Source organism: Paenibacillus tarimensis, assembly GCF_021532315.1.
Lineage (GTDB): Bacteria > Bacillota > Bacilli > Paenibacillales > Paenibacillaceae > Paenibacillus_I > Paenibacillus_I tarimensis.
In genome coordinates this window covers 248,324-271,602 of record NZ_JAKGAO010000009.1, presented here as the reverse complement: position 1 = coordinate 271,602, position 23,279 = coordinate 248,324, and the positions used below count along the sequence as shown (strand labels likewise).

Genomic DNA, 23,279 nt, shown 5'->3' with positions numbered 1-23,279 from the left:
CATTACTAATTCATAGTACTTATCCCTTGAACTCCCTTAGCGCTTAGAGCGTATAGACGAGCCTGCTCTTGGCTTGAAGAGATGAATATTCTCAAGTGCGCGCCCTGTCCCTATGGCCACGCAATCAAGCGCATTCTCCGCAACGATAACAGGCATTCCGGTTTCCCTTGCAAGCAGCTTATCCAAATTGCGCAGCAATCCGCCGCCGCCCGTCAGCACAATACCGCGATCCATAATATCCGCCGAAAGCTCGGGCGGACACTTCTCCAAAGTCACCTTGACCGCATCAACAATTGCATTAACCGTATCGGTCAGCGCCTCCGTAATCTCATCCGAAGATATCGGAATCGTCTTCGGCAGGCCGGTTACGAGGTCACGTCCGCGGATTTCGATCTTCTCGGTCTTATCGAGCGGCAGAGCCGAGCCGATCTCCAGCTTAAGCTGCTCGCTTGTCCGCTCGCCAATCATCAGGTTATACATGCGTTTGATATATTGGATGATCGCTTCATCCATCTCATCTCCGGCTATCCGGATTGAACGGCTGGTAACAATACCGCCCAGCGAGATCACGGCAACCTCGGTCGTACCGCCGCCGATATCAACAACCATACTGCCTGTTGGCTCCCAGACTGGAAGATCCGCTCCAATTGCAGCTGCGAAAGGCTCTTCAATTGTATAAGCCTCCCGGGCTCCCGCCTGCTTGGTAGCATCCTCCACCGCCCGCTTCTCAACAGCGGTTATTCCCGACGGAACACAGACCATCACATTCGGATGGCGCGGAAACAAGGAGCGCTGCTTTTGGGCTTGGCGAATAAAATATTTTATCATCGTTGCCGTTGTCTCGAAATCGGCGATAACGCCGTCTTTCATCGGTCTTACGGCACGTATATTGCCAGGAGTACGGCCAATCATCTTCTTAGCTTGCTCTCCGACTGCTTCAATGGTCTTCGTATCGGTACGCAGGGCAACCACCGACGGTTCCCTAACGACTATTCCTTTACCACGGACATATACAAGGGTATTCGCCGTTCCAAGATCGATACCCAAATCCTTTGTGAACCCTCCAAACATCGCTGTACTCCCTTCTATCTGTCAGACAATCCCTCTTATTATATTACATTAAACCTTGTTCCTTCAAACTAACGTAACGGTTATCTCCAATGACAATATGATCGAGAACATCGATGCCGACAAGCTCTCCCGCTTTGCATAAACGTTCGGTAATGGCAATATCTTCAGGGCTTGGGCTCGGATCACCGCTAGGGTGATTGTGCAAACAGACCAGCGATGCGCTGCTGCATTTCATGGCGGCACGAAAGACTTCCCGAGGATGTACAAGGGAAGCGTTCAAGGTGCCGATTGATAAGGTTTCACGGCCTATAACCTGATTCTTCGTATTCAGGAAGAGACATATGAAATGCTCCTTCTTCAGGTAGCGCATCTCCTCCATCAAAAAATCAGCCGCATCCTGAGGCCGGCGGATCGTAAGCCGCTCCTCATCACGGCTTTGAGAGAGCCGTCTGCCAAGTTCTATGCCCGCACGAAGCTGCAGAGCCTTTGCCGGACCGATTCCCCGGATGGCCGTTAGTTCTGCCAGACTCATATCCGTTAAATTCCGAAGGCCTCCGCAAGAGCTGAGAATTCGGGAGGCCAGATGGACGGCGGACTCATTCCGAGTGCCTGTCCGAAGTAATATTGCCAGCAATTCTGCATGGCTGAGCGCTTCCGCTCCGACAGTCATCATGCGCTCTCTAGGTCGGTCTTCATTCGGAACATCACGCAGGACTAAACGCTCGGGGTTCATACCTGCTCCTGTCCGGCTGCTAACGCAGCCACTTAGATCGTTTCCACTCCAAAATCGGCAAGAAGCTCTGCGAGCAGTGATACCGGCAGCCCTACAACATTGAAATAACAACCTTCAATCCGGTCTACCAGCACAGCACCCAATCCCTGAATGCCATAGGAACCGGCTTTATCCATTGGTTCCCCCGAAGCAATATACCGCTCAATCCTGCCCTCATCCAGCGGCTTCATATGTACGCGGGTAACCCGGCTCTCGCCTCTGGTGCGGCCGCTCTGTAAATCAATGACAGCTACGCCTGTAAACACCTCATGCGGCCTGCCCTGCAGCCGCTTTAGCATGGCGGCTGCCTCCCCGGCGTCAGCCGGCTTGCCCAGCTTGTCACCATCCAGCACGACTATTGTGTCTGCGCCGACAATTACGGACGGCGACTGGATACGGCCTTCCTTCAGGAATCGGTCTCTAACCGCTCCCGCTTTACGGACAGCCAGCTGTTCCACGACCTTTGCCGGAAGCCATTCGTCCGGTGTTGTCTCATCGGCATCCGATGACACAATCTCCACCGGGATTCGCAGACCAAGCGATTCGATCAGAACTCTTCGGCGCGGCGAGGCTGATGCCAGTATCAGACGCTCCGGCATCTTTTCAGTTGGAATATATGCAGCTTCCACAATCATTCAGCTCCTCAAGCGCAAATGGCTGCCCGGATGATTACAGCTTCCGGTAGAGCCATACAGCAATAATAACGCCAATAATGCTAATCAGGCTGATATCCAGCGTTAGCGTGAAATCAAAACTGAACACCACCAGATCTGCTTCAGGCGACCATCTCAGCCGGGCGGTTTCCGTCAAAAAAGACAGCACTGGAATGCCGACCAGCCACCGCGACACTAGCGCGCCTGCCACCAGGCCGATGATGATGAACAACACTAGAATCCACGCATTTTTCCGCATCTTCCAACTTCCCTCGCCTTTTTTTGACACCTGACCTATATTATACGTTGGAAAGTACAGGTTTACAATGCGTCAAAACTGGCCAAACCATTCCTTCTGAGCGAAAACCGCCGACATCAAGGCCGACTGGGCCTGCCAGATGTAGCTTCTCGATTCCTTGGACTGATAAGCTGCAATAGAATTGGCAGCCGTCTCATAGGCTAAAGCTATATGGCTCAGCTCTTCCGCGCCTTCCGCGTTAACACCCTTACGGAATGCTTCAAACGAAGCAGCCCAAGCATTATAGCTGTCCAGCCATTCCTTGACGGATACCGAACCGCCTTCCAATATAGTAACGGTTAATCCGGCCAAATGGTTTGCAAGCTCCGCTGTTTGGGTGAAAAATTGTTCAGCATCCTGCCCGCCGCCTTCATGAGGAAACCCGCTCACTTCCGGAATGTCGACCGCTTTAACATACACTTCAAGACCGCTCAGCTGCTTGGCCAGTGCTTCGGCTTCGGCTTTGGTCGCTGCCATACCTGCATATACCCGGAAATCGTCAGCCTGCAACGCTGCTGCCGAATAACCACGGCTCTTCAGCTCCGCCATAGCGGCTTCCATACCCTCCGCTTGGCTAAAGACACCGTACTGTAGCATGTAATAGGTTTCAGCGGGTATCTCTGCTGCTGTGGGGGCAGATGTCTGGTTTGATGCAACCTGAGTGGGAGCAGGCTCGTTAACAGCGCCCGACTTCTCTGCCACCTTACCGGCGCCTTGACTACCCGGCAGAACGGAATTGCCCGCGAAGAGTGAGAGCAGCAGGTATCCGAATAACGCCCCCGTAGCTAGAGCCCCTCCCACTGAACCGAATACCTTGAGCCAGGAAGGCCCGCCCGGCTGCTGCCTGTGAACAACATAACCCCTATAACGCTTGTCTTCTGGCTCATCGAGCTCGTCAACAGAAGACTCTGACAAGACTGGTGCCGGATTGACCTCTGGCACAGCTGGGCTATTAATTACGCGATTCTTCCCGGACCGCTTATTATCGGCTCCCCGGTCCCCGGCAGGCTTCCCGTCTGACTCGTATCTGTCCTGCCCGCTTCTATGCTCATCGCCCAGCGGAATCAGCTGGACCGGCTTCCGTTCAGCTTCAACTGCTGGCTGTGCTTCATAACGTTCGATGTCAGAGATATTTTCAATTTCTTTCCCGCTCACCGAGACTATTGAGTCATCTCTTTGCTCCTCGCTGGAATCGTCGTCCTCCCGGCCTCCACTCTCACGGATCAGCTTCTCAAGTGCAGCCGGATCATCCTGAAACGGACTTTTCCAAGCTTCAACATCGGTTGTGAATTTCAGTTCTTCCGGATATAAGGAAATAACGTTGGAGCCGGAAACCGGCGGCACCCGGTTCTCTGCAGACGGCCCGCCGTTTACCTGAGCCTTGTGATCGAAACGATAGGTGATGCGCGCTTTCGGTTTCATATCAATCTCTCCTTGTCCATATCATCTGCTAGTATTCTATGATTGGTTTGAGAGATTTATGAGTGGCAATAACACCTTAAGCTGAACATAGCAAAACAGCCGTGCGTTTATATCGCACGGCTGTTACTGTTTATACTATAGTAAAGGCTTCACACTACGCTAAGTATTATAGCCTCACTGTCCTTTGAGTTTGTCGGCCAGTGATACGGCTACCTTCCAAATATCTCCTGCGCCCATAGTAATGACGAGATCGCCTGGCTTAACGCTATCCGCCAGGTAATCCAGTACCTCTTCCTTAGTAGGGAGGTAGGAGGCGTTCGCGTTGCTATTCTCAATAATCATATCGACTAATCGCCGTGAGTTGACACCCTCGATCTGCTGCTCCCCCGCAGGCGAATAGATGTCGGTAATGATCACTTGGTCAGCCTCCGGGAATGCCCGGCTGAACTGCTCCAGAAGAAAGAAGGTACGCGTATACCGCTGGGGCTGGAAGACGGCGATTATCCGTTTACCAGTCGCTTTGGCCGCACTTATCGTCGCCTGGATCTCAGTAGGATGGTGGGCGTAGTCGTCGATTACAAGAATGTCATTTACTTCGCCCAGCACTTGAAACCTGCGCTTGGCCCCGCGGAAATCGAGAATCGCTTCTGCCACCTCTGCGAACGGCACCCCTGCCTCCAGACAAGTAATGACGGTGGCAAGTGCATTGCTCACATTGTGCAAGCCGGGAACAGACAGCTCGATTCGTCCCAGTACACTGCCCTCTTTGACAAGATTGAAGGAAACCTTGCGGTCTCCAAGCTTAATATCTTCAGCCTTATAATCGGCAGGACTGTCGATGCCATAAGTAATAATTCGACCGCCCTTGCCTTCAGACTGAGCCAGTACTTCACGTACATTCTCGTCGTCGATACATACAATTGCTTTGCCGTCTTCCTTAACCTGGGATAGGAACCGGACATAAGCCGCCTTCAGCTTATTGAAGTCGCCGTCATAATTCTCCAGATGATCCGCTTCAATATTAGTCACAATGGCGATTGCCGGATGATAATGGAGGAAGGAGCCGTCACTTTCATCCGCTTCCGCCACCACATATTCACCTTTGCCTGCCTTTGCATTGGTTCCCACATTGACGATTTCTCCGCCGATAATATAAGTCGGGTCAAGACCGCATGACTCCATAACGAGTGCAATCATGGACGAGGTAGTGGTCTTGCCATGGGCACCAGCGACCGCAATGCCTTTGCCGGCATTCATCAGCCTGGCCAGCATCTGGGAACGGTGTATAACAGGTATATTACGGAGCTCTGCCGCCTTACGCTCTACATTGTCTTTGGAAAGCGCGGTTGAGTAGACGACCAGGTTGGCCCCTTCCACATGTTCCGCCTCATGTCCAATATAGATTTGTGCACCCTTGGCGGCCAGCTTCTCGGTCAGCTCCTGCCTGGCGACATCGGATCCGGTCACCTTGTAGCCCATCTCCAGCATTACTCTGGCGATGGCGCTCATCCCGTATCCTCCGATGCCAATGAAATGAACGTGCTCTGCCGTGTTCAACTTGCGCTTCACCAACCTTTTTCAGAATCCTTATTGTAGAGCAAGCGGGAGCGGACATCGGCGATTAAATACAATGTGCCGGATACGACTGCCAGGTCACCCGGAGCTGTCCGTTGCTCGAGCAGCTCAAGCGCTTTTCGCCAATCCGATTCAACCGTTATACTTGCCTTGCATTCCGGCATGGACGAGGCCAGCTCATGCAGCTGCCCGGCAGCCAGCCTCCTGCGGAAATCAGGCTCGGTTACGATTAAAGTATCCACTATTGGTAGTATATGCCGCAATGTATCCCGATGATTCTTATTCTCCAGCATCCCGATCATTAAATGCAGTTTCCCGTAAGTATAGGTACCCTTGAGAGCCGCAGCCAGTGTAGCCATTCCTTCCGGATTGTGGGCCCCGTCAAGCAGGATTCGGGGGTCCTGCTTCACAAGCTCAAGTCTGCCCGGCCACTTCGCCTGCTGCAGCCCCCGCTGCAGATCTTCATCATCAACGATCAAGGCGTAATACTGACGAAGCACCTCAAGCGTCATAACGGCTGCCGCTGCGTTGGTCCGCTGATGCGCTCCCGCCAGTGTGATGACAAGAGGTTCTACGCTGCGAAAGGGTCCTTCAAAGCGAAACGCTTGCTCCTGCTCATTAACCGTGAGCATCGTTTCATGAAACTGCTCGCCCAGCACATATAAAGACGACTTGCGCGCCGCTGCTGTTTCACGGATAACCGCAAGAGCCTCAGGCTGGCTTACCGCCGTGATGACAGGGACCCCCGGCTTGATGATCCCCGCCTTCTCATAAGCAATCTTCTCAATCGTATCTCCAAGAACATCCATGTGGTCATGCCCGACATTCGTGATGACGGACACGACAGGGTTAACCACATTCGTGACATCAAGACGTCCCCCCAAACCGGTCTCCCAGACGACATAGTCGGGATAAGCCACCTTGCCAAAATACAAAATAGCTAGCGCGGTCGAAACCTCGAACATGGTAGGCGAGCCCAGCTCAGTGGCCGCAATAGCCTCAACATGCGGCTTCAGCGTATTAGTCAGTTCAAGGAGTGTTTCTTCCGGAATGTCATCGCCATTATATTGAAACCGGTTCGTAAACTTCGTAATGTAGGGGGATGTAAACATCCCGACATCGTAACCGCAAGCCTGCAGAACAGACTGCAGGTAAGCACACACCGAGCCCTTGCCGTTAGTTCCTGCTACATGTATAAACTTCAGACGCCGCTCGGGATGCTCCAACGCTTCCAGCAGCCGTTCAATCCGCTCCAGACCCGGGCGGATACCATAGGGGATCAGCCCGTTTATCCAGTCTCTCGCTTCTTCATAAGACTTGAGTGAACCAGCGTGGTCCTGCTGATGTTCGGTCAATGGTACCGGCCTCCTTCCGCTTTGCGCGTTAACCGCGCAGCTCCGTAATCCTTGCGATAACCTTGTCTCGTTTGTCAGCATAATCCTTCATCTTGGCGCGTTCTTCTTCAATTACCTTGGCAGGCGCCTTGGCTACGAAGCCTTCATTTGCCAGCTTTTTTTCCACACGCTCCACCTCGCTGTTAAGCGACTGAAGCTCCTTCTCAAGACGGATTATTTCTTGGGAAATATCGATCAGACCGGCCAGCGGCAGATAAAGCTCGGCGCCTGTAACAATCGCTGTCATCGCTTTATCCGGCGCCGACATTCCCTGGCCAAGCTCCAGCTTCGATGTTCCGCAGAAGCGCTGGATAAATTCCTCATTCCGCTGCAGGATGGCCAGCTCTTCCGGTCCAGCGGCATTAACCAGCAGCTCGACCTTCTTGCTCATCGGGACGTTTACTTCCGCACGGATGTTCCGCACAGACCGGATCATATCCATGAGCAGCTCCATCTCGCGCAGCGCCTCCGGCGACTCGAGCCCAGTCTCATATACCGGCCAGCTTGCCATTGTTATCGTATCGCCCTCATGAGGCAGATGCTGCCAGATTTCCTCACTGATGAATGGCATGAACGGGTGAATCAGGCGCTGTGTGCGGTCAAGCACATAAGCCAGTACCGACTGGGTCGCGCGCTTTGCATCGGCATTTTCGCCATACAGACTCAGCTTCGCAAACTCGATGTACCAGTCACAGAGATCATCCCAGATAAAGTTGTAGAGAACCCTTCCTGTCTCACCGAACTCATAGCTGTCAATCAGGCGGGTTACCTCCCGCACGGTCTCGTTCAACCGGTGAAGAATCCACTTGTCAGCTGTACCCAGCGGAACCGTAATATCGATATCAACTGCGTTCACACCCTCAAGATTCATCAAGGCGAAACGCGAAGCATTCCAAATCTTGTTGGCAAAATTACGCGCCTGCTCGACCTTCTCCCACCGGAACCGGAGATCCTGACCAGGAGTGCAGCCAGTTGAAAGCATAAAGCGCATGGCATCAGCGCCGTACTTCTCAATAACTTCAAACGGATCTACGCCATTGCCAAGCGACTTGGACATCTTGCGTCCCTCGGCATCACGCACTAGACCGTGAATAAGAACATCCTTGAACGGAATCTGGTCTGTAAACTCCAAGGCGGTAAAAATCATGCGGGCCACCCAGAAATAAATAATGTCATAACCGGTTACAAGCACGCTTGTTGGATAGAACCGTTCCATATCCGCTGTCTTATCCGGCCATCCCAGTGTGGAGAATGGCCATAGCGCCGAGCTGAACCAGGTATCCAGAACATCCTCGTCTCTGCGCAGCTCGCCGCTGCCGCAGGAAGGACAGCTCGACAAGTCGTCACGGGAAACATGCATCTCGCTGCAGGAATCACAGTACCAGGCCGGGATACGGTGTCCCCACCACAGCTGGCGTGATATACACCAATCACGAACATTCTCAATCCAGTGCAGGTAGATTTTCTCAAACCGGTCCGGCACGAACTGTACCCCGCTGCCTGATTTCTGGGCTTCAATTGCCCGCTCAGCCAGCGGCTTCATTGCTACAAACCATTGGGTAGAGAGATAGGGCTCTACTACAGCTCCGCTGCGCTCACTATGTCCAACCTGGTGAACGTGCTCTTCGATTTTAACGCATACGCCCTGATCCTGCAGATCCTTCACAATCCGCTTGCGGCATTCGGAACGGTCCAGGCCAGCATAAGGTCCCGCTTCAGCATTCATCGTGCCGGTCTCGTCCATTACTATAATCTGCGGCAGGTTGTGGCGCTGTCCAACCTCAAAGTCATTTGGATCATGGGCAGGTGTTATCTTCACCGCGCCGCTGCCAAATTCTTTCTCTACATACTCATCCGCGATAATCGGGATTTCCCGGCCGATAATCGGCAGCACCAGATGCTGGCCGATAAGATGCTTGTACCGCTCATCCTCAGGATGAACTGCTACAGCCGTATCACCAAGCATCGTTTCCGGTCTGGTCGTTGCCACCGTTATGTAGCCGCCGCCTTCCTTAAGCGGATACTGCAAATGATACAGGCTGCCCTGTATTTCCTTGTACTCCACTTCGATATCGGATAACGCGGTACGCGCAGCCGGATCCCAGTTAATGATCTTCTTGCCGCGGTAGATCAGGCCCTTGTCATACAAGCGGACGAATACTTCTCTAACCGCCTTAGACAGACCTTCATCCAGAGTAAACCTCTCCCGAGAATAGTCGAGGGATAGTCCCATCTTGGCCCACTGGTCCCGGATGGTCTGCGCGTACTGACCCTTCCATTCCCAAACCTGATCCAGGAACTTCTCCCGTCCGAGGTCATAGCGGGATTTGCCTTCCTCTCGCAGCTTCTGTTCAACCTTCGTCTGGGTAGCGATCCCCGCATGGTCCATACCAGGAAGCCACAGCGTATCATATCCCTGCATTCTCTTGGCACGGACCATGATATCCTGCAGCGTAGAATCGAGCGCATGCCCGATATGCAGCATACCCGTCACATTCGGCGGCGGGATTACGATTGTAAAGGCAGGAGCCTCGGGGCGCTTGCCAGCTTCAAAATAGCGGCCGTCAAGCCAGTATTTGTACCAGCGCTGCTCCGCCTGCTTGGGATCATAGGTTGTCGGCATTTCCGGCTTGCCCGCCGCTTCATTAGCTTCCATTTCACTTTTTTCCATACGTTCTGCCATCAGTGATAACCTCCAAACTTTATTCACACCCGGTAATCCGGACGGTGAGTACCTTCCATTCCAGTAAGCAGACAAACAAAAAAGCCCTTCATCCTCAAAGGACGAAAGGCTGAACTTCCGTGGTACCACCTTTGTTCCGCATACTACTAAGCATACGGCACTTCATAATCGATAACGGCTGCCTGCCGGCCGGATCTCCCGGACTATCCGTTCGATCGGGCAACTCCGGGGCGACCTGTAGCAGTTACATCCTGCGAAACCTCTCAGCCAAAACACGGTTCGCTCTCTGAAGGCATTGCTGCGTACTCTTCCCCTTCATTGTAGATAGGTATATGATATTGCTTATTATTACCTATCATAACGATCTTATTCCTTTCCGTCAACATCATTGAGCCGGCCTCACCGAAAGCCCCTTACTGCATATGCCCGGTGACTAAGGAATCATCAGGACCTGGCCTTCAGAAACAGTCTGCTCCTCGAGCCGGTTATAAAGCTGCAGCTCGCGAGGGTGCAATTCATACCGGCCAGCGATTGCTTCAAGAGTATCCTCCCGCTGCACAATGCACATGCGCACCTTGCGGAATTCACGCTCCCCATCGGATTTGCTAAGGAACAGCTTCTTCCATTCAATCTCGTCGCCTTCAGACGGCTGCGCTTCACGTTCTTCCGCTTGAGCCGCATTTGCCAGATCCTGTTCCGCCTGCCTGGCCGCCTGATCTCGCCTGGAGGACTGCAGCAGGGAGCTGTAGCCGCTATCCGATCCAGCCTTCACTTCCTCAGGCCGTTTTGCTCCTAACGCGATCTTCATTTCCTGCTTGGCCTTTTCCTGCTGATTTCCCGGCTGATCAGCTGTTTCCGGCATGTCTGCCTTAGCCGTCACAGCTTCTGTTAGTACATCACTGCTGCCGGATACAGCGGCGCCCTCCTCTTCAGGAACCGCATCTGACGCCTCCGAAAATTCCCCCTGCAGATCAGCAAAAGCCTGACTATCCGACGCAGCCGTCGGCTGTACCGCTGATGCCTCTGCTACTGATTCAGTACGCTCTCTCTCGTCCTGGCTTTTATCTGCAGTGCTCTCAAGCTGCTGTTCATTCTTCGACGGGGATTCTTCCGGCCAAGAATTCCATGCAGCTGGCTTCTGCTCCCTCTCCGGTTCGACAGCTGCTTCAAGAACAGGTTCTTGTAATGCTCCGCCCGCGCTGGTGTCATCCGCCGATCCTTCATTGCTGGCATCCTCGGCATCCGGCCATGATTTATCGCCAGGAGCCACAGAACTATCAGCATCGCTCCGACCTGCTCCCTGCCAGGACCCCGGTTCATTCCCAGACCGGTATTGACGGTAGGCTTCGCTTTCCTCAATTCTGTATGCATCTGGGCTCCATGTCGCTGACTGTGAAGCCTCGTCGGCAATCGGTCTATCCGAAGCAAACGAGAAAGAAGACCACTGAACCGGCTCAACCCGTTCCTCGTGCTCCTGCCGGAGGCTGTCCTTCTGCGTTCGAGCAGTATTCTGATCGGCAGCGCTCATGGGCTCAGGCCTATCTTCTGCTTCCTCAGTCGTCCCTTCAGTGGTTGCCGTCGGCTGTTCAACCGCCGCATAGCCCTTGTCCCCTCCAGGCTCATCCTGCTGCTGATACGCAGGCATTCCGGGTGCAAGCCCCGCCTCATTCTGCTCCCCGGGTGAGTACGGCTGATCCAGCGCCTCATCCTTCGTATGGACAACTGTAAACGGCTCTGCTCCCCAGCTGTAGCTTGGCGGCGCCTGGTCCCGAGTCTCAACACCCGTAAGGGACAAGACGCCTGTAATGTTGAGCGTTCGCGCAGACAGCAGGTCCACATCAAAATTATCAATCTCAACTGTAATGTCTTCCAGGGACCGAACCCGATTCATGGGAAGCGTAATCTCCACCGGTATCCAGTGCTCCAGTGTACGGGAATTCGCAGCTTCCCCTTCCGAACCGTAAATTCCGCTGAGCAGCAGATTACCGCGCAGCAGCACCTGATCCCCCTGATTCACAACCTGAATGTGAGGGACCAGCTCAATTTCCTCCAATTCATGAATATCCGCGACATCAACCGGCAAGTGCACACGTTCGTAAACGTCAAAGCGTAGTCCGCTTGATTGATTCAACGGCTGTTCCTCCCTTCCGGTATTGACTGTTCAAGCGATACCCAGCTGCAAACAGCTTCACTCAATACCTATCTATATGGCAGGAGGAACATTGGCATGCCTATCAATTTCTACAGCAGACCAAGCTCCTGGGCAGCCGCTGTCCACCAAGCCGGCCTTACAGAATAAACCGTAACGGTATGGGACAGCCACGGGTGGGGAAAGGACAGCTCCTTGCCGTGTAGCGCCTGATGTGTCAGGCTGCTGCATCTGCGCGCACCGTATAACGTATCACCAATGAGCGGGTGGCCAAGATGCGCCATATGGACGCGGATCTGATGCGTCCGGCCAGTTTCCAGCTGCAGTGTAACAAGGGACGCTTCGGGGGTACGGTGCAGCACTTCATAGTGCGTAACCGCATGATCCCCTTCCGGTGTTATGCGCCTTCTGGAACGATGATGCCGGTCTTTCCCAATCGGCGCATTCACAGTACCTGTGTCACGTTTAACCGGCCCTTCGACCAACGCTTCATAGCGACGGTCAATCCGTTTGTCGCGCATGGCTTCATCCAGCCGCCACTGGGCCAGGTCATGCTTGGCGTACAAGACAGGACCCGCTGTATCATCGTCAAGACGATGTATATGGCGCAGCAGAGTCGCTTGCCCCCTCATCAATGCATGCCGAAGAACCCATTCATCCAGAGTTCCGTAATGCCCCGGACGTGAAGGGTGAACGGCCATGCCTGATGGCTTATCGGCGACGAGGCAGTGATCATCCTCATACAGAATAGATGGCGCATCCATGCCTCCAGCAGCCCTCATGCTACCCGGCGCTCCGGCCAGCAGCGGATGAGCGGCCAAATCAACATGCGGGTAAGCCTTCAACAGCAGTCTTCCGTTATCCAGCCGGATCCCGCCGACCGAGAACAGCCGGTTAACCCATTTATCCGGGAATGCAGCAAGAGCCAGCAGCCACTTCCGCACGTCATGCGGATGGCTCCCAGCCTCCAAGCCCTCTGGTAAAACAGCGGGAAGTGGAATTGCAATCCACTCCCCTTCTTTCACAGCACGCTGCAAATCAAGGATCATCTGTTCCTTCATCTCCATTATAAAGCCTGTAGAGCCTCGCCATGCGCAGCGATTGTAGCATCTATCTCTGCTTCCGTATGAACGCCAGATATAAACATCCCCTCATACTGGGACGGCGCAATACTGATACCACGGTTGAGCATACCGGCAAAATAAGCCCGGAACCGGTCCAGGTCCGCTTTTTTAGCCGTATCATAATTGGTAACTGGTCCTTCGGTAAAGAACGGGCAAACCATCGACCCAACACGATTAATAGTCGCCGGCACGCCTACCCGGGCTGCATTGGAGGCAAAGCCCTGCTCCAGACGCTGCGCCAGACGATCGAGCAGCTCGTATGTATCCGGGGTAAGCAGTTTTAATGTTGTATAGCCGGCCGCCATAGCAAGCGGGTTGCCTGACAGCGTGCCAGCCTGGTAGATCGGTCCGCTTGGCGCCATCATTTCCATAATATCTCGGCGTCCGCCATAAGCCCCTACAGGAAGGCCCCCGCCGATAACCTTACCAAGACAAGTCAGATCCGGCGTTACTCCGTATAGTCCCTGCGCACAGTTGTAATGGACACGGAAGCCAGTCATCACCTCATCGAAAATAAGCAGACTGCCGTACTGTTCGGTTACCTTACGAAGTCCCTCTAGAAATCCGGGCTGCGGCGGCACAACGCCCATGTTCCCCGCTATCGGCTCTACTATGACACATGCGATTTCTTCGCCAAATTTCTCAAATGCCAGCCGCACAGAGTCGAGATCGTTATAAGGCACAGTGATCGTGTGGGATGCAATGCTTTCCGGCACTCCAGGACTATCCGGAAGCCCAAGCGTTGCCACTCCTGAACCTGCCTTGATCAGCAGACTGTCCGCGTGCCCGTGATAGGAGCCTTCGAACTTGAGTATTCTGCTCCGCTTCGTATATCCTCTGGCAAGGCGGAGAGCACTCATTGTGGCTTCGGTTCCGGAGTTAACCATTCGAACCACTTCCACCGACGGGACGCGATCCACCACCAGCTCTGCCATCAAGGTTTCCAGCTCAGTGGGAGCCCCAAAGCTGGTTCCCTTCTCTGCTGTCCGTTTCAGCGCCTCAACCACCTCCGGATGGGCATGCCCCATGATCAGCGGTCCCCAGGAAAGCACATAATCAATGTAGCTGTTGCCGTCAATGTCAAATATTCTGGAGCCTTCACCCCGCTCCACATATACAGGTGTTAAGCCCACGGATTTGAATGCCCGTACCGGGCTGTTTACGCCGCCGGGGATAACACGCTTCGCCTGCTCAAATGCTGCTGCTGATTTGTGATCCGAACGTTGACTCATCGTTAAGGTCACTCCTTATTGGTTGGGATGCTGCCGGCTGCTTAGCCCGGCCGTCTATGGCAAACACGGCCTCCTCGCAGCAGGTATCTGCCTCCATGCGAGCGGCCGCCAATATCATTGTTCAGACGGGCAGGCAGTCCTAGGTACGGTCCGCCAGCCACTCTGCGGCATTAATCGCATCATACGTAATGATCAGATCAGCACCCGCCCGCTTCATGCCGGTCAGCAGCTCCAGCACAATCGCCCGCTCATCCAGCCAGCCATTCGCAGCTGCCGCCTTGACCATTGCATATTCTGCACTCACATTGTACGCCACGACTGGAAGGTCGAAGTTCTCCTTCAGTGCCCGAATTACATCCATGTACGCGAGCGCCGGCTTTACCATCAGCATGTCCGCGCCTTCCGCCACATCCGTTTCTGCTTCGCGCAGCGCTTCCCGGATATTGGCCGGGTCCATCTGATACGTTTTGCGGTCACCAAACTGCGGCGCCGAGTGAGCAGCGTCACGGAATGGACCGTAAAAGGCTGACGCATACTTAACGGAATAAGAGAGTATCGGGATATCGGCGTAACCGGCATCATCAAGGCCCGCCCGAATTGCCTGCACGAACCCGTCCATCATGTTCGAAGGGGCAATCACATCTGCTCCCGCCTCCGCCTGCGAAACAGCCGCACGGACTAGAAGCTCAAGTGATTCATCGTTATCCACAACAGCCGCGCCGGACGAATGCTGATGAATGACACCGCAGTGGCCGTGATCGGTGAATTGGCACAGGCAGGTATCCGCTATGACCAGCATATCCGGAGCCCAGCGTTTGACCGCTCGCGTCGCCTCCTGCACAATGCCGTTCGGATCGTAGGCCGAAGTGCCGACTGCGTCCTTCGTTTCCGGAATTCCGAAGAGCAGTACAGCTTGAATGCCCGCATTCTGCGCTCTGCGAATTTCCTCCTCCAGACGATCCAGTGAAAAATGGTAAACACCCGGCATCGACGGAATTTCTTCCTTAATATTGGTCCCGTAAGTCACGAATATTGGATAAATAAAATCGTTAGCCGTCAGCACGGTTTCTCTGACAAGACCGCGCAGTGCCGCAGTACGGCGGAGACGGCGGTGGCGCACAATTGGATAGCTCATCGTGTTCCTCTCTCCTTCTGCCTGTGGCTGATTATCGTTTGGACAAGATCCTCAATGGTCGCTTCGGCTGCCTCTATATCTATCTGGAGTCCTGCCTGGGCAGCGGTCTGCGAGGTAACAGGCCCGATACTGACGAGATTGGCACCGGCGATCAAGCCGGCAGGATCCTCTGCTCCAAGCGCGGACAAGCGTGCGAGCAAATTAGTAATCGTAGACGAGCTGGTAAAAGTAATATAATGAATATCATTATTCTTCAGGTATTCTAAGATATCATCGTCGTCAGAATCGGCCATAACCGTTGCATAAACGTCAATCTCAACAGGTTCCAGCCCCCTTCTGCGAAGCTCCGCCGGGAGAATTTCCCTAGCCAGGTTCCCCCGCGGAAGCAGCACCTTCTGCCCGGGCTTCAGTGCCTCATCCACACTGTCAAGCAGCCCCTCAGCCTGAAATTTCTCAGGCAGAGCATCAATGTTTAGGCCATAGCCCCGCAGGGCTTCTGCTGTCTTAGGTCCAACTGCAGCAATTCTCGCTCTGCCGAATCGGCGGATATCGAGCCCAAAGCGCTGCAGCCAGCGGAAGAAATACTCCACACCGTTCACGCTGGTAAAGAAGATCCAGTCATACTCCTCCGCCTGCTCAAGAGCCGCACGTATCGCAGACACCGGCTCCTCCCCCGCAGGCTCCCTTGTTTCAATAACGGGAAATTCCACTGGCTCACCGCCAAGCTCCTCTATCCTCTCCACCAGCTCGCTGGCCTGCGCGCGGGCCCGGGTGACCATCACCCGTGTGCCAAAGAGCGGCTTCTGCTCCACCCACTTGAGCTTGTCCCGCTGACGTACGACATCGCCGACCACAATAACGGCAGGAGGCTGAAAATCCGTCTCTATGACTCGTTGTTCTATATTGGAAAGTGTACCTGTCAGTGTATCCTGCTCCACACGTGTCCCCCACCTGACAAGCGCTACCGGGGTATCTGGAGATTTGCCGTGCTTGATCAGCTGTTCACTGATATAGCCAATCTTGGCCACCCCCATCAGGAAAATGAGCGTCCCGGTGGCATTGGTTACCTTGTCCCAATGAATGGACCGGTCCAGCTTTTCCGGACTTTCATGCCCGGTAATAATGGACAGTGAGGAAGCAAAGTCCCTGTGTGTGACGGGGATGCCCGCGTAAGCAGGAACAGCTATGGCCGAAGTAATGCCCGGAATAATCTCGTATTCAATCCCATGCTCCTGCAGGAGCTCCGCTTCTTCCCCCACACGGCCGAATATGGTCGGGTCTCCACCCTTCAGTCTCGTAACAACCTTGCCTTCGAGAGCTAGATCAACCAGCAGCTGGTTAATATCCTCCTGCTTCATCGTATGGCGGTCGGGCAGCTTGCCGACGTATACCTTCCCCGCACCAGGCTTCATAAATTTCAGCAGACGCGGGCTTGCCAGCCGGTCATAAACAATTACATCGCTACGCTTGATACATTCCAGACCTTTTACTGTAATCAGTTTCGGGTCACCAGGACCTGCTCCTACCAGATACACTTTCCCCTTGGTCATTCTTCTATCCCCTAACTTCCGCCAAAATACGTTCCGCTCCATCTTCTCCGAGCAACTCTGCCAGCTGTCTGCCAAGCTCAACCGGATCAGTGCCGGTCGAAGTTCTCTTCAGAATGATGGACCCGTCCGGCTTACCCACCATGCCAGTCAAGGTTATATCTTCTCCATCCACGGTAGCATAAGCGCCTATCGGTACTTGACAGCCTCCGTTCAGTACGCCAAGGAACGTACGCTCCGCTGTTACAGCCAGAACGGTCTCTCTGTGATTGTAGAGCGCCAGCAGCTCACGAACCTGCTCATCTTTCTCCCGGCATTCAATCCCAAGTGCTCCTTGTCCGACAGCCGGTACGCACTCCTCCGTAGGAATGGCCGCAGCCGCCCGGTCCTCCCAGCCCATACGCTGAAGGCCAGCCATAGCAAGCAGAATCGCGTCAAAGCCTTCGGTCTCCAGCTTCTTAATCCGGGAATCTATGTTCCCTCGAATCCACTCTACCTGACAATCCGGCCGCAGCCGTTTAATCTGGCAAGAACGGCGCAGACTGCTTGTACCTACCTTGGCACCCTGCGGCAGCTCGGCTATTGTGGCGATTCCGTTAGTTATCAGCGCATCGCGAGGATCTACCCGCTTAGGAACCGCACCGATCATCATACCCGTTTGAAGCTCATGCGGTACATCCTTCATACTATGTACCGCCATATCAATATCTCCATCCATCAATGCCTGTTCGATCTCTTTGACAAATAGACCTTTTCCGCCTACCTTCGATAAGGTGACATCCAGTATTTTGTCCCCTTTGGTTACGATTTTACGAATTTCAAATCGGTAAGGCAAACTATGCTCCCGGCATATAGCTTCTAAAGCCTCAATAACTTGTCCCGTCTGGGTCAGTGCCAATGCGCTCTGTCTTGTACCCACTACAATGGTTCTGACTGGTTTCTGGCTATCTGCAGCAGTGTTCGTCATCATCCATTCCTCCTTCTAGCTGTCTCTTAATTCTATATAAGCGCTCACGGATCCGCTCTTCATCGATATCCATCCGCCAGTCGTCCCCCATCATATGGACCGCCCGGCGGAGCACAGCATGGCGCAAACCGCTATCCTTCAGCTCTGCAGCCGCCATTACGCGCAGTCTGCCTAGCCAAGCTGTAAAATCCTCGTACTCACTGCCGTAACGCTCCTCAAGCTCCCGGGCAATATGAGCCGCAAGGGCCGGACTATTCCCGGAAGCAGTTACGGAGATGACCAAGTCTCCCCGCCGTACCACCGAAGGTGTGACAAAATCCCCTTCCAGCGGCTTGTCAGCCACTGTACAGGGGATTGCTCGACGCTTCGCCGCTTCCGCAACTTCCCGGTTAACAGCCCTGTCACCGGCAGCAGCGAAAACAAGCGCAGCATAATCCAGGTCTTGTTCCCGGTATTCCCGCTTACAGCAGTGAATAAACCCGCCTGCAGCCAGCTTCTCCAACCCGTCTGTCAGGGCGGGGCTCACAACCACTACCTCCGCACCGGCTTCTAGCAGACCGTGCACCTTACGCTCCGCTACCGGTCCGCCGCCAATCACGATACATCGAATGCCTTCAAGCCTCAGCATAATAGGATAATATCGAACCATCAGCAGCCACCGCCTTTATCAGGAAAAAGAATGGAACCGGGAAAATGAACTAAGCAGCAAATTCAATATCAAAACCGCGTAAGAGAGTAAATTCCAGCGTGTTGTTCTCCAGCCCGGCTGGTGTAACAGAATGCGTTTAACCACATAACTAATGTAGAAGAACAGCGCAACAAAGGAGGAAATCACTTTCCAATCCAGCAGGAATGCCGTACGTCCTTCAAACAGCAGCGACGCGACCGCAAAGGCCAGCGACATAATCATCAGCGGGACACCAATCACCACAGAACGAAACGTATACAGCTCCATACTCTCCAGACTGGGAAGCCGCCTCATCGTCTTCGACCAGTTCTTAGTCTTCAGCTGGAAGTGAAGAAAAAGGTACATGCCCGAGAATATGGCTGCAAACGTAAAAGCTGCATACGCGCACAAGACAAGACTGATATGTACATATAATAGCTCACGGGCCAGCTGCCAGGTTGCAAGCGGCATTTCTTCTGAAGCGTTGCTGAATAAATTAACCGTAAGCAGGACAAAAGCAATCACATTAACAAAAAAGACCAATAGGTCTATGCGGAAAAATCGGCTGGCCACCAGTGATACTGTTACAAGGAGCCAGGAAAAAAACAGCATATACTCCAGTCTGGACAGTAGAGCAAAATCCGCATAATGCAGGATTCGCATAAGCAGATATCCAGTCTGTAAGGTCCATACGAAAATAAGCAGCCCTGTTCCGATCCGTTTCGCTCTCCGGCTTGCGTCGACGAAGTCGGAGAAATAAAACAGAAGGCTCAGGGCATACATGTAGATCATCGTGTCAAATAATAGATTATGTGTAACCATGGGTGCCTCCTGTTAGGCCAACCTATGGAGTAGCGGTTGCGAATCCGCTTGCCGCTGGCCCTGCCGTGCTCCGCACGGGCGCCACTTTAGGCTGGGCCGCTTCCGCTACCCGCTGCGCTTCATTCATTGCCTTGAGCGGTTCTTCAAGCGCAAACAGCTTGACAAACAAATCCATCGCTTCATCGGCCCGTTTGTCGCCAGCCATTTCTTTGATCCGGAGAATCGGTTCACTCATCAGCTGATTCACCATGCTCTTGGTCAATTTACTGATTACTTTCCGTTCATGTTCATCCAGATTCGGAAGCTTGTTAAGCATGCTTCCCATGGTCTCTTCATGGACAGCGGCTGCCTTCGACTGAAGTGAGCGGATCAGAGGAACGACGCCAAGCGTTTTGTACCAGCTTCGGAACTCGTCCTTTTCCTCTTCGATCATCGCCTCAATCTTAACCGCTTCCCTCCGCCGCTGCTCCAGGTTGCTCTCCACAATGCCTTCCAGGTCATCAATATCATACAGGAACACATTTGGAATTTCTGCAATCGCAGGGTCAAGATCACGAGGTACAGCGATATCTATCATGAATAACGGACGGGATTGGCGGCGCTGCATCTCCTGCTGAACCATCGTCTTCGTCAGAACAAAGTCCTTTGCTCCAGTTGAACTGATAATGACATCTGCTTCATGTAGTCGGGTCTCCGCTTCCGTAAGCGTAATCGGCTCGCCCCTGAACTTGCCCGCAAGCTCCAACGCACGCTCGTAGGTCCGGTTAACAACGAGTACCCGCTCCGCGCCGTTAGCATGCAAATGCTTAGCCGTCAGCTCACTCATCTTGCCGGCGCCAATAATCATAACCGTCTTTCCGCTGAATTTGCCGAATATCCGCTTGCCGAGCTCGACAGCAGCATAGCTCACGGAAACAGCCGATTCACCAATTGAGGTCTCTGCATGAGCACGCTTGGCCAATGTTACCGCCTGCTTAAACAGCATGTTAAACAGCGTTCCGGTCGCTTTCTCCTGTTGGGCAAGCAAGAACGCATTCTTTACCTGGCCCAGGATCTGGGTTTCTCCAATGACCATAGAATCCAGTCCGCTCGTAACGCGGAACAAGTGATCAATCGCACGATCGTCTTCATACATATATAGATGCTGCGTGAATTGGTCACGCGGCAGTCCAAACCACTGTTCCATAAAGCTTCTTATATAATGTCCGCACAGGTGATGACGGTCCACGACCGCATAGATCTCTGTGCGGTTGCAAGTACCGACAATGACGCCTTCCAATATGCTCTTCGTATGTTTGAGCTGTCTGACCGCCTCCGGTAGATCGGCTTCAGCGAACGAGAAACGTTCTCTGACCTCTACAGGAGCTGTTCGGTAGTTCAGACCGACCACTATGATGTGCACAAGCGTCACCACCTTTACTTGTTTCTTAAGCTGTGTTAATTATAGCATAGTTCGACAGGTTGTACGGATTCATTTATGAATAAAATATGAATGCAGATCAACCAAATATAGTGTAAACAAGCACTCGGTTGATTATACCAGAAACACCCGTATGAGGAAAATAACAAAAAAATAACCACAGCATCAGCTGTGGTTATTCGATCATGCCGGTTAAGATTTGACCAGCTCTACATGCTTTAATTCAGGGTCAACCACCTGTAATTCGCCCAAGCCGCGTACAAGCTTCTTGGCATGAGCCGTCGTTGGCTTCAATACCGACAACATGTAATCAATCGCGAGTTGAGGATCAACTGTTTCACCACAAGTATAACAATCCAGTGCGGCAAAACCTCTCTCAGGATACGTGTGAATGGAGAGATGACTTTCTGACAGCAAAACGAGAACCGTCGCCCCTTGAGGCTCAAACTGTTTGGATTGTACCGACAGTACTGTAGCGCCGCATGCCTCTGCAGCCTCTACCATCTGAGCTTGTAAAAACTCAGCATTGTTCAGCAAATCGAAATCTACACCCCAAGTGTCAACAGCTACATGCCTTCCGAAAGTTGAATATTCCATCTTCCGGTTCCCCCTTCCTAGGAATAAAATGTTTGAAAAATTTCATCCGCTAGGACCTACGTCATTCACTACCCGAGGGAATAATCTCTCGCAACATTACATGTCCTGAGTGAATCCTGGTTCCTATTATCATGTCAACGAAGTTAAAAATAACATCTATCGTCGAATAATGCAATAGTTTTTTTCAAAACCGACGCGAGATGTACAAACTCTCATTTTCCATTCCGCTGCGCATCTTTCGTAGACAGAGTATGAGCGATTACGCGCAGTTGTGCCGTCTTCATTGTAAAAAAATAAACCGCCCGAGCCTGAGGGCTCTAGCGGTTTATTTTAAGTCTTAGCCCCTTGCTCAGGGAGCTTCAAGGATGAATAGCTTTTGGGTATGCTGCTTCAGACGGGCATCAATGTCACTGATTTCGGCCGGATTCTTCGATTGATTCCGGAGGTCCAGCAGTTCGTTAATGGCACTCTGAATCCGCTCGATCTCAAATTCAATCTGGCGGTTGTGGAATACACGCTCCAGTTGACCGAGTGTATCCTTCAGCTCGAAGACCGTCCGGGTTTCACCGGCTGCATGCTCTTCAATCTTCTGAACAGCACCCTTCTTATAGTGGTAGACCATCGTATAATTCGGATAGATACGGTTCACGATCGCATCGCCGCGGAAGGTGGATACCGCTTTGCGCATGGCGTTAGTCAATTTCTGATGAACCAGGCGGCAGGAAAGCACACACACAAACAGTTCTTCATGTCTTTCAAAGGTCAGGCGGATTTCTTCACTCGCTGCTTCATCCACGAGGGCCAATTCATGATTGCCGTTCTCGAGCACCCGCACCTTCATGCGAACATTCTGATCTCCCATGAAACGGACAAACTTGGCCATCTCTTGCGCCGTTAACTGCAGACAGGCTTTCACATATTCCGTGGCTAACCGTTGAGCCATAAAAATCTCCTCAATTCTTTAAACTTACATGACTTTCTGCCTGATTCTATTATAAGCCATTTAGCTTCCAACTTCTTGCCGGCGAGGCTCGATATTTCCGCATATTTCTGAATAATCCCGTGGATTTCACGAAGAGTCCAGCCTTTTTCGCTGTATCCTCTCTTTTGTAGCAAATGTTAAGCGGGTTTCTGCCTTATCCGGCAATTGCTCGCTGGATTACTTCCCACAGCTCTTCCCTACCAATACCCTTTTCGGAGGAAAATAAAACAAACTGGTCAGAAGGATCCGCCTGGAGTGTCTCCTTGGCAATCCGTATATGCTTATCCCACTTGCCCTTCGGGATTTTATCACACTTGGTGACGACGACGCATACCGGGATTTCATAGTGTTTGAGCCAATCATACATCAAACAATCATCCTCGGTCGGGGGAAAGCGGATATCTACAATCTGGATGAGCAGCTTCAGCGGCTCGCGCCCCCGAATGTAAGATTCAATAATCTGTCCCCATTTGGCCCGCTGGGCCTTGGATACCTTGGCATAACCATAGCCTGGAAAGTCCACAAAATATAACATGTCATTAATGCGGTAATAGTTAAGCTGCTGTGTCTTTCCGGGCTGTGAGCTGGTTCTGGCCAAATTCTTGCGCTCGATCATCCGGTTGATGAGCGAGGATTTTCCCACGTTCGAACGCCCTGCCAGAGCAATCTCCGGCAAGGCGTCCTCAGGGAATTGGTCCGGTTTAACGGCACTGATTATAAACTCGGCTTGCTTGATTTTCATAAAAGGGTTCCCTGCTTTCAGTTAATG

20 protein-coding genes and 1 other annotated feature are annotated in these 23,279 nt (G+C 52.8%); all 20 genes read right to left on the bottom strand.

Annotation, left to right across the window (positions count from 1 at the left end):
* Positions 1-36: 36 nt before the first annotated feature.
* Positions 37-1,071 carry a rod shape-determining protein gene (locus L1N82_RS10045; protein WP_235287236.1) on the bottom strand — a complete coding sequence of 345 codons (1,035 nt, stop codon included), beginning with the start codon at positions 1,069-1,071 and terminating at the stop codon, positions 37-39.
* Positions 1,072-1,114: 43 nt separating this feature from the next.
* On the bottom strand, positions 1,115-1,804 hold the full coding sequence (gene radC / locus L1N82_RS10040; protein ID WP_235287235.1) for a RadC family protein: 690 nt from the start codon (positions 1,802-1,804) through the stop codon (positions 1,115-1,117).
* Positions 1,805-1,836: 32 nt separating this feature from the next.
* Positions 1,837-2,472: a Maf family protein gene (locus L1N82_RS10035; protein ID WP_328284463.1), complete on the bottom strand. Its 636-nt coding sequence runs from the start codon at positions 2,470-2,472 to the stop codon at positions 1,837-1,839.
* Positions 2,473-2,512: 40 nt separating this feature from the next.
* A complete protein-coding gene (locus L1N82_RS10030; RefSeq protein WP_235287234.1) occupies positions 2,513-2,755 on the bottom strand; it encodes a DUF4321 domain-containing protein in 243 nt (80 codons plus the stop codon).
* A gap of 72 nt (positions 2,756-2,827) precedes the next feature.
* Positions 2,828-4,216, bottom strand: a complete 1,389-nt coding sequence (locus L1N82_RS10025) for an SPOR domain-containing protein (RefSeq protein ID WP_235287233.1) — start codon at positions 4,214-4,216, stop codon at positions 2,828-2,830.
* A gap of 174 nt (positions 4,217-4,390) precedes the next feature.
* On the bottom strand, positions 4,391-5,773 hold the full coding sequence (gene murC / locus L1N82_RS10020; RefSeq protein ID WP_235287365.1) for a UDP-N-acetylmuramate--L-alanine ligase: 1,383 nt from the start codon (positions 5,771-5,773) through the stop codon (positions 4,391-4,393).
* A gap of 8 nt (positions 5,774-5,781) precedes the next feature.
* On the bottom strand, positions 5,782-7,146 hold the full coding sequence (locus L1N82_RS10015; protein ID WP_235287232.1) for a bifunctional folylpolyglutamate synthase/dihydrofolate synthase: 1,365 nt from the start codon (positions 7,144-7,146) through the stop codon (positions 5,782-5,784).
* Positions 7,147-7,174: 28 nt separating this feature from the next.
* Complete coding sequence (locus L1N82_RS10010; protein WP_407946735.1) at positions 7,175-9,868, bottom strand: valine--tRNA ligase; 2,694 nt, start codon at positions 9,866-9,868, stop codon at positions 7,175-7,177.
* Positions 9,869-9,962: 94 nt separating this feature from the next.
* Positions 9,963-10,196: a binding site (T-box leader), on the bottom strand.
* A gap of 105 nt (positions 10,197-10,301) precedes the next feature.
* Positions 10,302-11,999 carry a LysM peptidoglycan-binding domain-containing protein gene (locus L1N82_RS10005; protein WP_235287231.1) on the bottom strand — a complete coding sequence of 566 codons (1,698 nt, stop codon included), beginning with the start codon at positions 11,997-11,999 and terminating at the stop codon, positions 10,302-10,304.
* Positions 12,000-12,109: 110 nt separating this feature from the next.
* A complete protein-coding gene (locus L1N82_RS10000) occupies positions 12,110-13,078 on the bottom strand; it encodes an RluA family pseudouridine synthase (RefSeq protein WP_235287230.1) in 969 nt (322 codons plus the stop codon).
* A gap of 5 nt (positions 13,079-13,083) precedes the next feature.
* Positions 13,084-14,373: a glutamate-1-semialdehyde 2,1-aminomutase gene (gene hemL / locus L1N82_RS09995; RefSeq protein ID WP_235287229.1), complete on the bottom strand. Its 1,290-nt coding sequence runs from the start codon at positions 14,371-14,373 to the stop codon at positions 13,084-13,086.
* A gap of 139 nt (positions 14,374-14,512) precedes the next feature.
* Entirely contained in the window at positions 14,513-15,508 is a 996-nt protein-coding gene (gene hemB, locus L1N82_RS09990) for a porphobilinogen synthase (protein WP_235287228.1), read from the bottom strand.
* Entirely contained in the window at positions 15,505-17,058 is a 1,554-nt protein-coding gene (gene cobA / locus L1N82_RS09985) for a uroporphyrinogen-III C-methyltransferase (RefSeq protein ID WP_235287227.1), read from the bottom strand. Before cobA ends, hemB begins: the two co-directional genes overlap by 4 nt.
* Positions 17,059-17,062: 4 nt before the next feature.
* On the bottom strand, positions 17,063-18,025 hold the full coding sequence (gene hemC, locus L1N82_RS09980) for a hydroxymethylbilane synthase (protein WP_328284462.1): 963 nt from the start codon (positions 18,023-18,025) through the stop codon (positions 17,063-17,065).
* Positions 18,000-18,671, bottom strand: a complete 672-nt coding sequence (locus L1N82_RS09975) for a precorrin-2 dehydrogenase/sirohydrochlorin ferrochelatase family protein (RefSeq protein WP_235287226.1) — start codon at positions 18,669-18,671, stop codon at positions 18,000-18,002. Before L1N82_RS09975 ends, hemC begins: the two co-directional genes overlap by 26 nt.
* 18 nt (positions 18,672-18,689) lie before the next feature.
* Positions 18,690-19,511 carry a cytochrome C assembly family protein gene (locus tag L1N82_RS09970; RefSeq protein ID WP_235287225.1) on the bottom strand — a complete coding sequence of 274 codons (822 nt, stop codon included), beginning with the start codon at positions 19,509-19,511 and terminating at the stop codon, positions 18,690-18,692.
* A 22-nt stretch (positions 19,512-19,533) separates the two neighbouring features.
* Entirely contained in the window at positions 19,534-20,913 is a 1,380-nt protein-coding gene (gene hemA, locus L1N82_RS09965; RefSeq protein ID WP_235287224.1) for a glutamyl-tRNA reductase, read from the bottom strand.
* A 210-nt stretch (positions 20,914-21,123) separates the two neighbouring features.
* A complete protein-coding gene (gene speD, locus L1N82_RS09960; protein WP_235287223.1) occupies positions 21,124-21,528 on the bottom strand; it encodes an adenosylmethionine decarboxylase in 405 nt (134 codons plus the stop codon).
* Between the two features lie 349 nt (positions 21,529-21,877).
* A complete protein-coding gene (locus L1N82_RS09955) occupies positions 21,878-22,471 on the bottom strand; it encodes a non-ribosomal peptide synthetase module (protein ID WP_235287222.1) in 594 nt (197 codons plus the stop codon).
* A 193-nt stretch (positions 22,472-22,664) separates the two neighbouring features.
* Positions 22,665-23,252 (bottom strand): ribosome biogenesis GTP-binding protein YihA/YsxC, encoded by a 588-nt coding sequence (gene yihA, locus L1N82_RS09950; RefSeq protein ID WP_235287221.1) that lies wholly within the window; start codon positions 23,250-23,252, stop codon positions 22,665-22,667.
* Between the last annotated feature and the right edge of the window lie 27 nt (positions 23,253-23,279).

Excerpts from the sequence above, each read along its gene's own strand:
- L1N82_RS10045 (WP_235287236.1), bottom strand. The coding sequence starts at position 1,071 with ATGTTTGGAGGGTTCACAAAGGATTTGGGTATCGATCTTGGAACGGCG.
- radC (WP_235287235.1), bottom strand. The coding sequence starts at position 1,804 with ATGAACCCCGAGCGTTTAGTCCTGCGTGATGTTCCGAATGAAGACCGA.
- L1N82_RS10030 (WP_235287234.1), bottom strand. The coding sequence starts at position 2,755 with ATGCGGAAAAATGCGTGGATTCTAGTGTTGTTCATCATCATCGGCCTG.
- L1N82_RS10025 (WP_235287233.1), bottom strand. The coding sequence starts at position 4,216 with ATGAAACCGAAAGCGCGCATCACCTATCGTTTCGATCACAAGGCTCAG.
- L1N82_RS10010 (WP_407946735.1), bottom strand. The coding sequence starts at position 9,868 with ATGGCAGAACGTATGGAAAAAAGTGAAATGGAAGCTAATGAAGCGGCG.
- L1N82_RS10000 (WP_235287230.1), bottom strand. The coding sequence starts at position 13,078 with ATGAAGGAACAGATGATCCTTGATTTGCAGCGTGCTGTGAAAGAAGGG.
- hemL (WP_235287229.1), bottom strand. The coding sequence starts at position 14,373 with ATGAGTCAACGTTCGGATCACAAATCAGCAGCAGCATTTGAGCAGGCG.
- hemB (WP_235287228.1), bottom strand. The coding sequence starts at position 15,508 with ATGAGCTATCCAATTGTGCGCCACCGCCGTCTCCGCCGTACTGCGGCA.
- cobA (WP_235287227.1), bottom strand. The coding sequence starts at position 17,058 with ATGACCAAGGGGAAAGTGTATCTGGTAGGAGCAGGTCCTGGTGACCCG.
- hemC (WP_328284462.1), bottom strand. The coding sequence starts at position 18,025 with ATGATGACGAACACTGCTGCAGATAGCCAGAAACCAGTCAGAACCATT.
- L1N82_RS09975 (WP_235287226.1), bottom strand. The coding sequence starts at position 18,671 with ATGGTTCGATATTATCCTATTATGCTGAGGCTTGAAGGCATTCGATGT.
- L1N82_RS09970 (WP_235287225.1), bottom strand. The coding sequence starts at position 19,511 with ATGGTTACACATAATCTATTATTTGACACGATGATCTACATGTATGCC.
- speD (WP_235287223.1), bottom strand. The coding sequence starts at position 21,528 with ATGGAATATTCAACTTTCGGAAGGCATGTAGCTGTTGACACTTGGGGT.
- L1N82_RS09955 (WP_235287222.1), bottom strand. The coding sequence starts at position 22,471 with ATGGCTCAACGGTTAGCCACGGAATATGTGAAAGCCTGTCTGCAGTTA.
- yihA (WP_235287221.1), bottom strand. The coding sequence starts at position 23,252 with ATGAAAATCAAGCAAGCCGAGTTTATAATCAGTGCCGTTAAACCGGAC.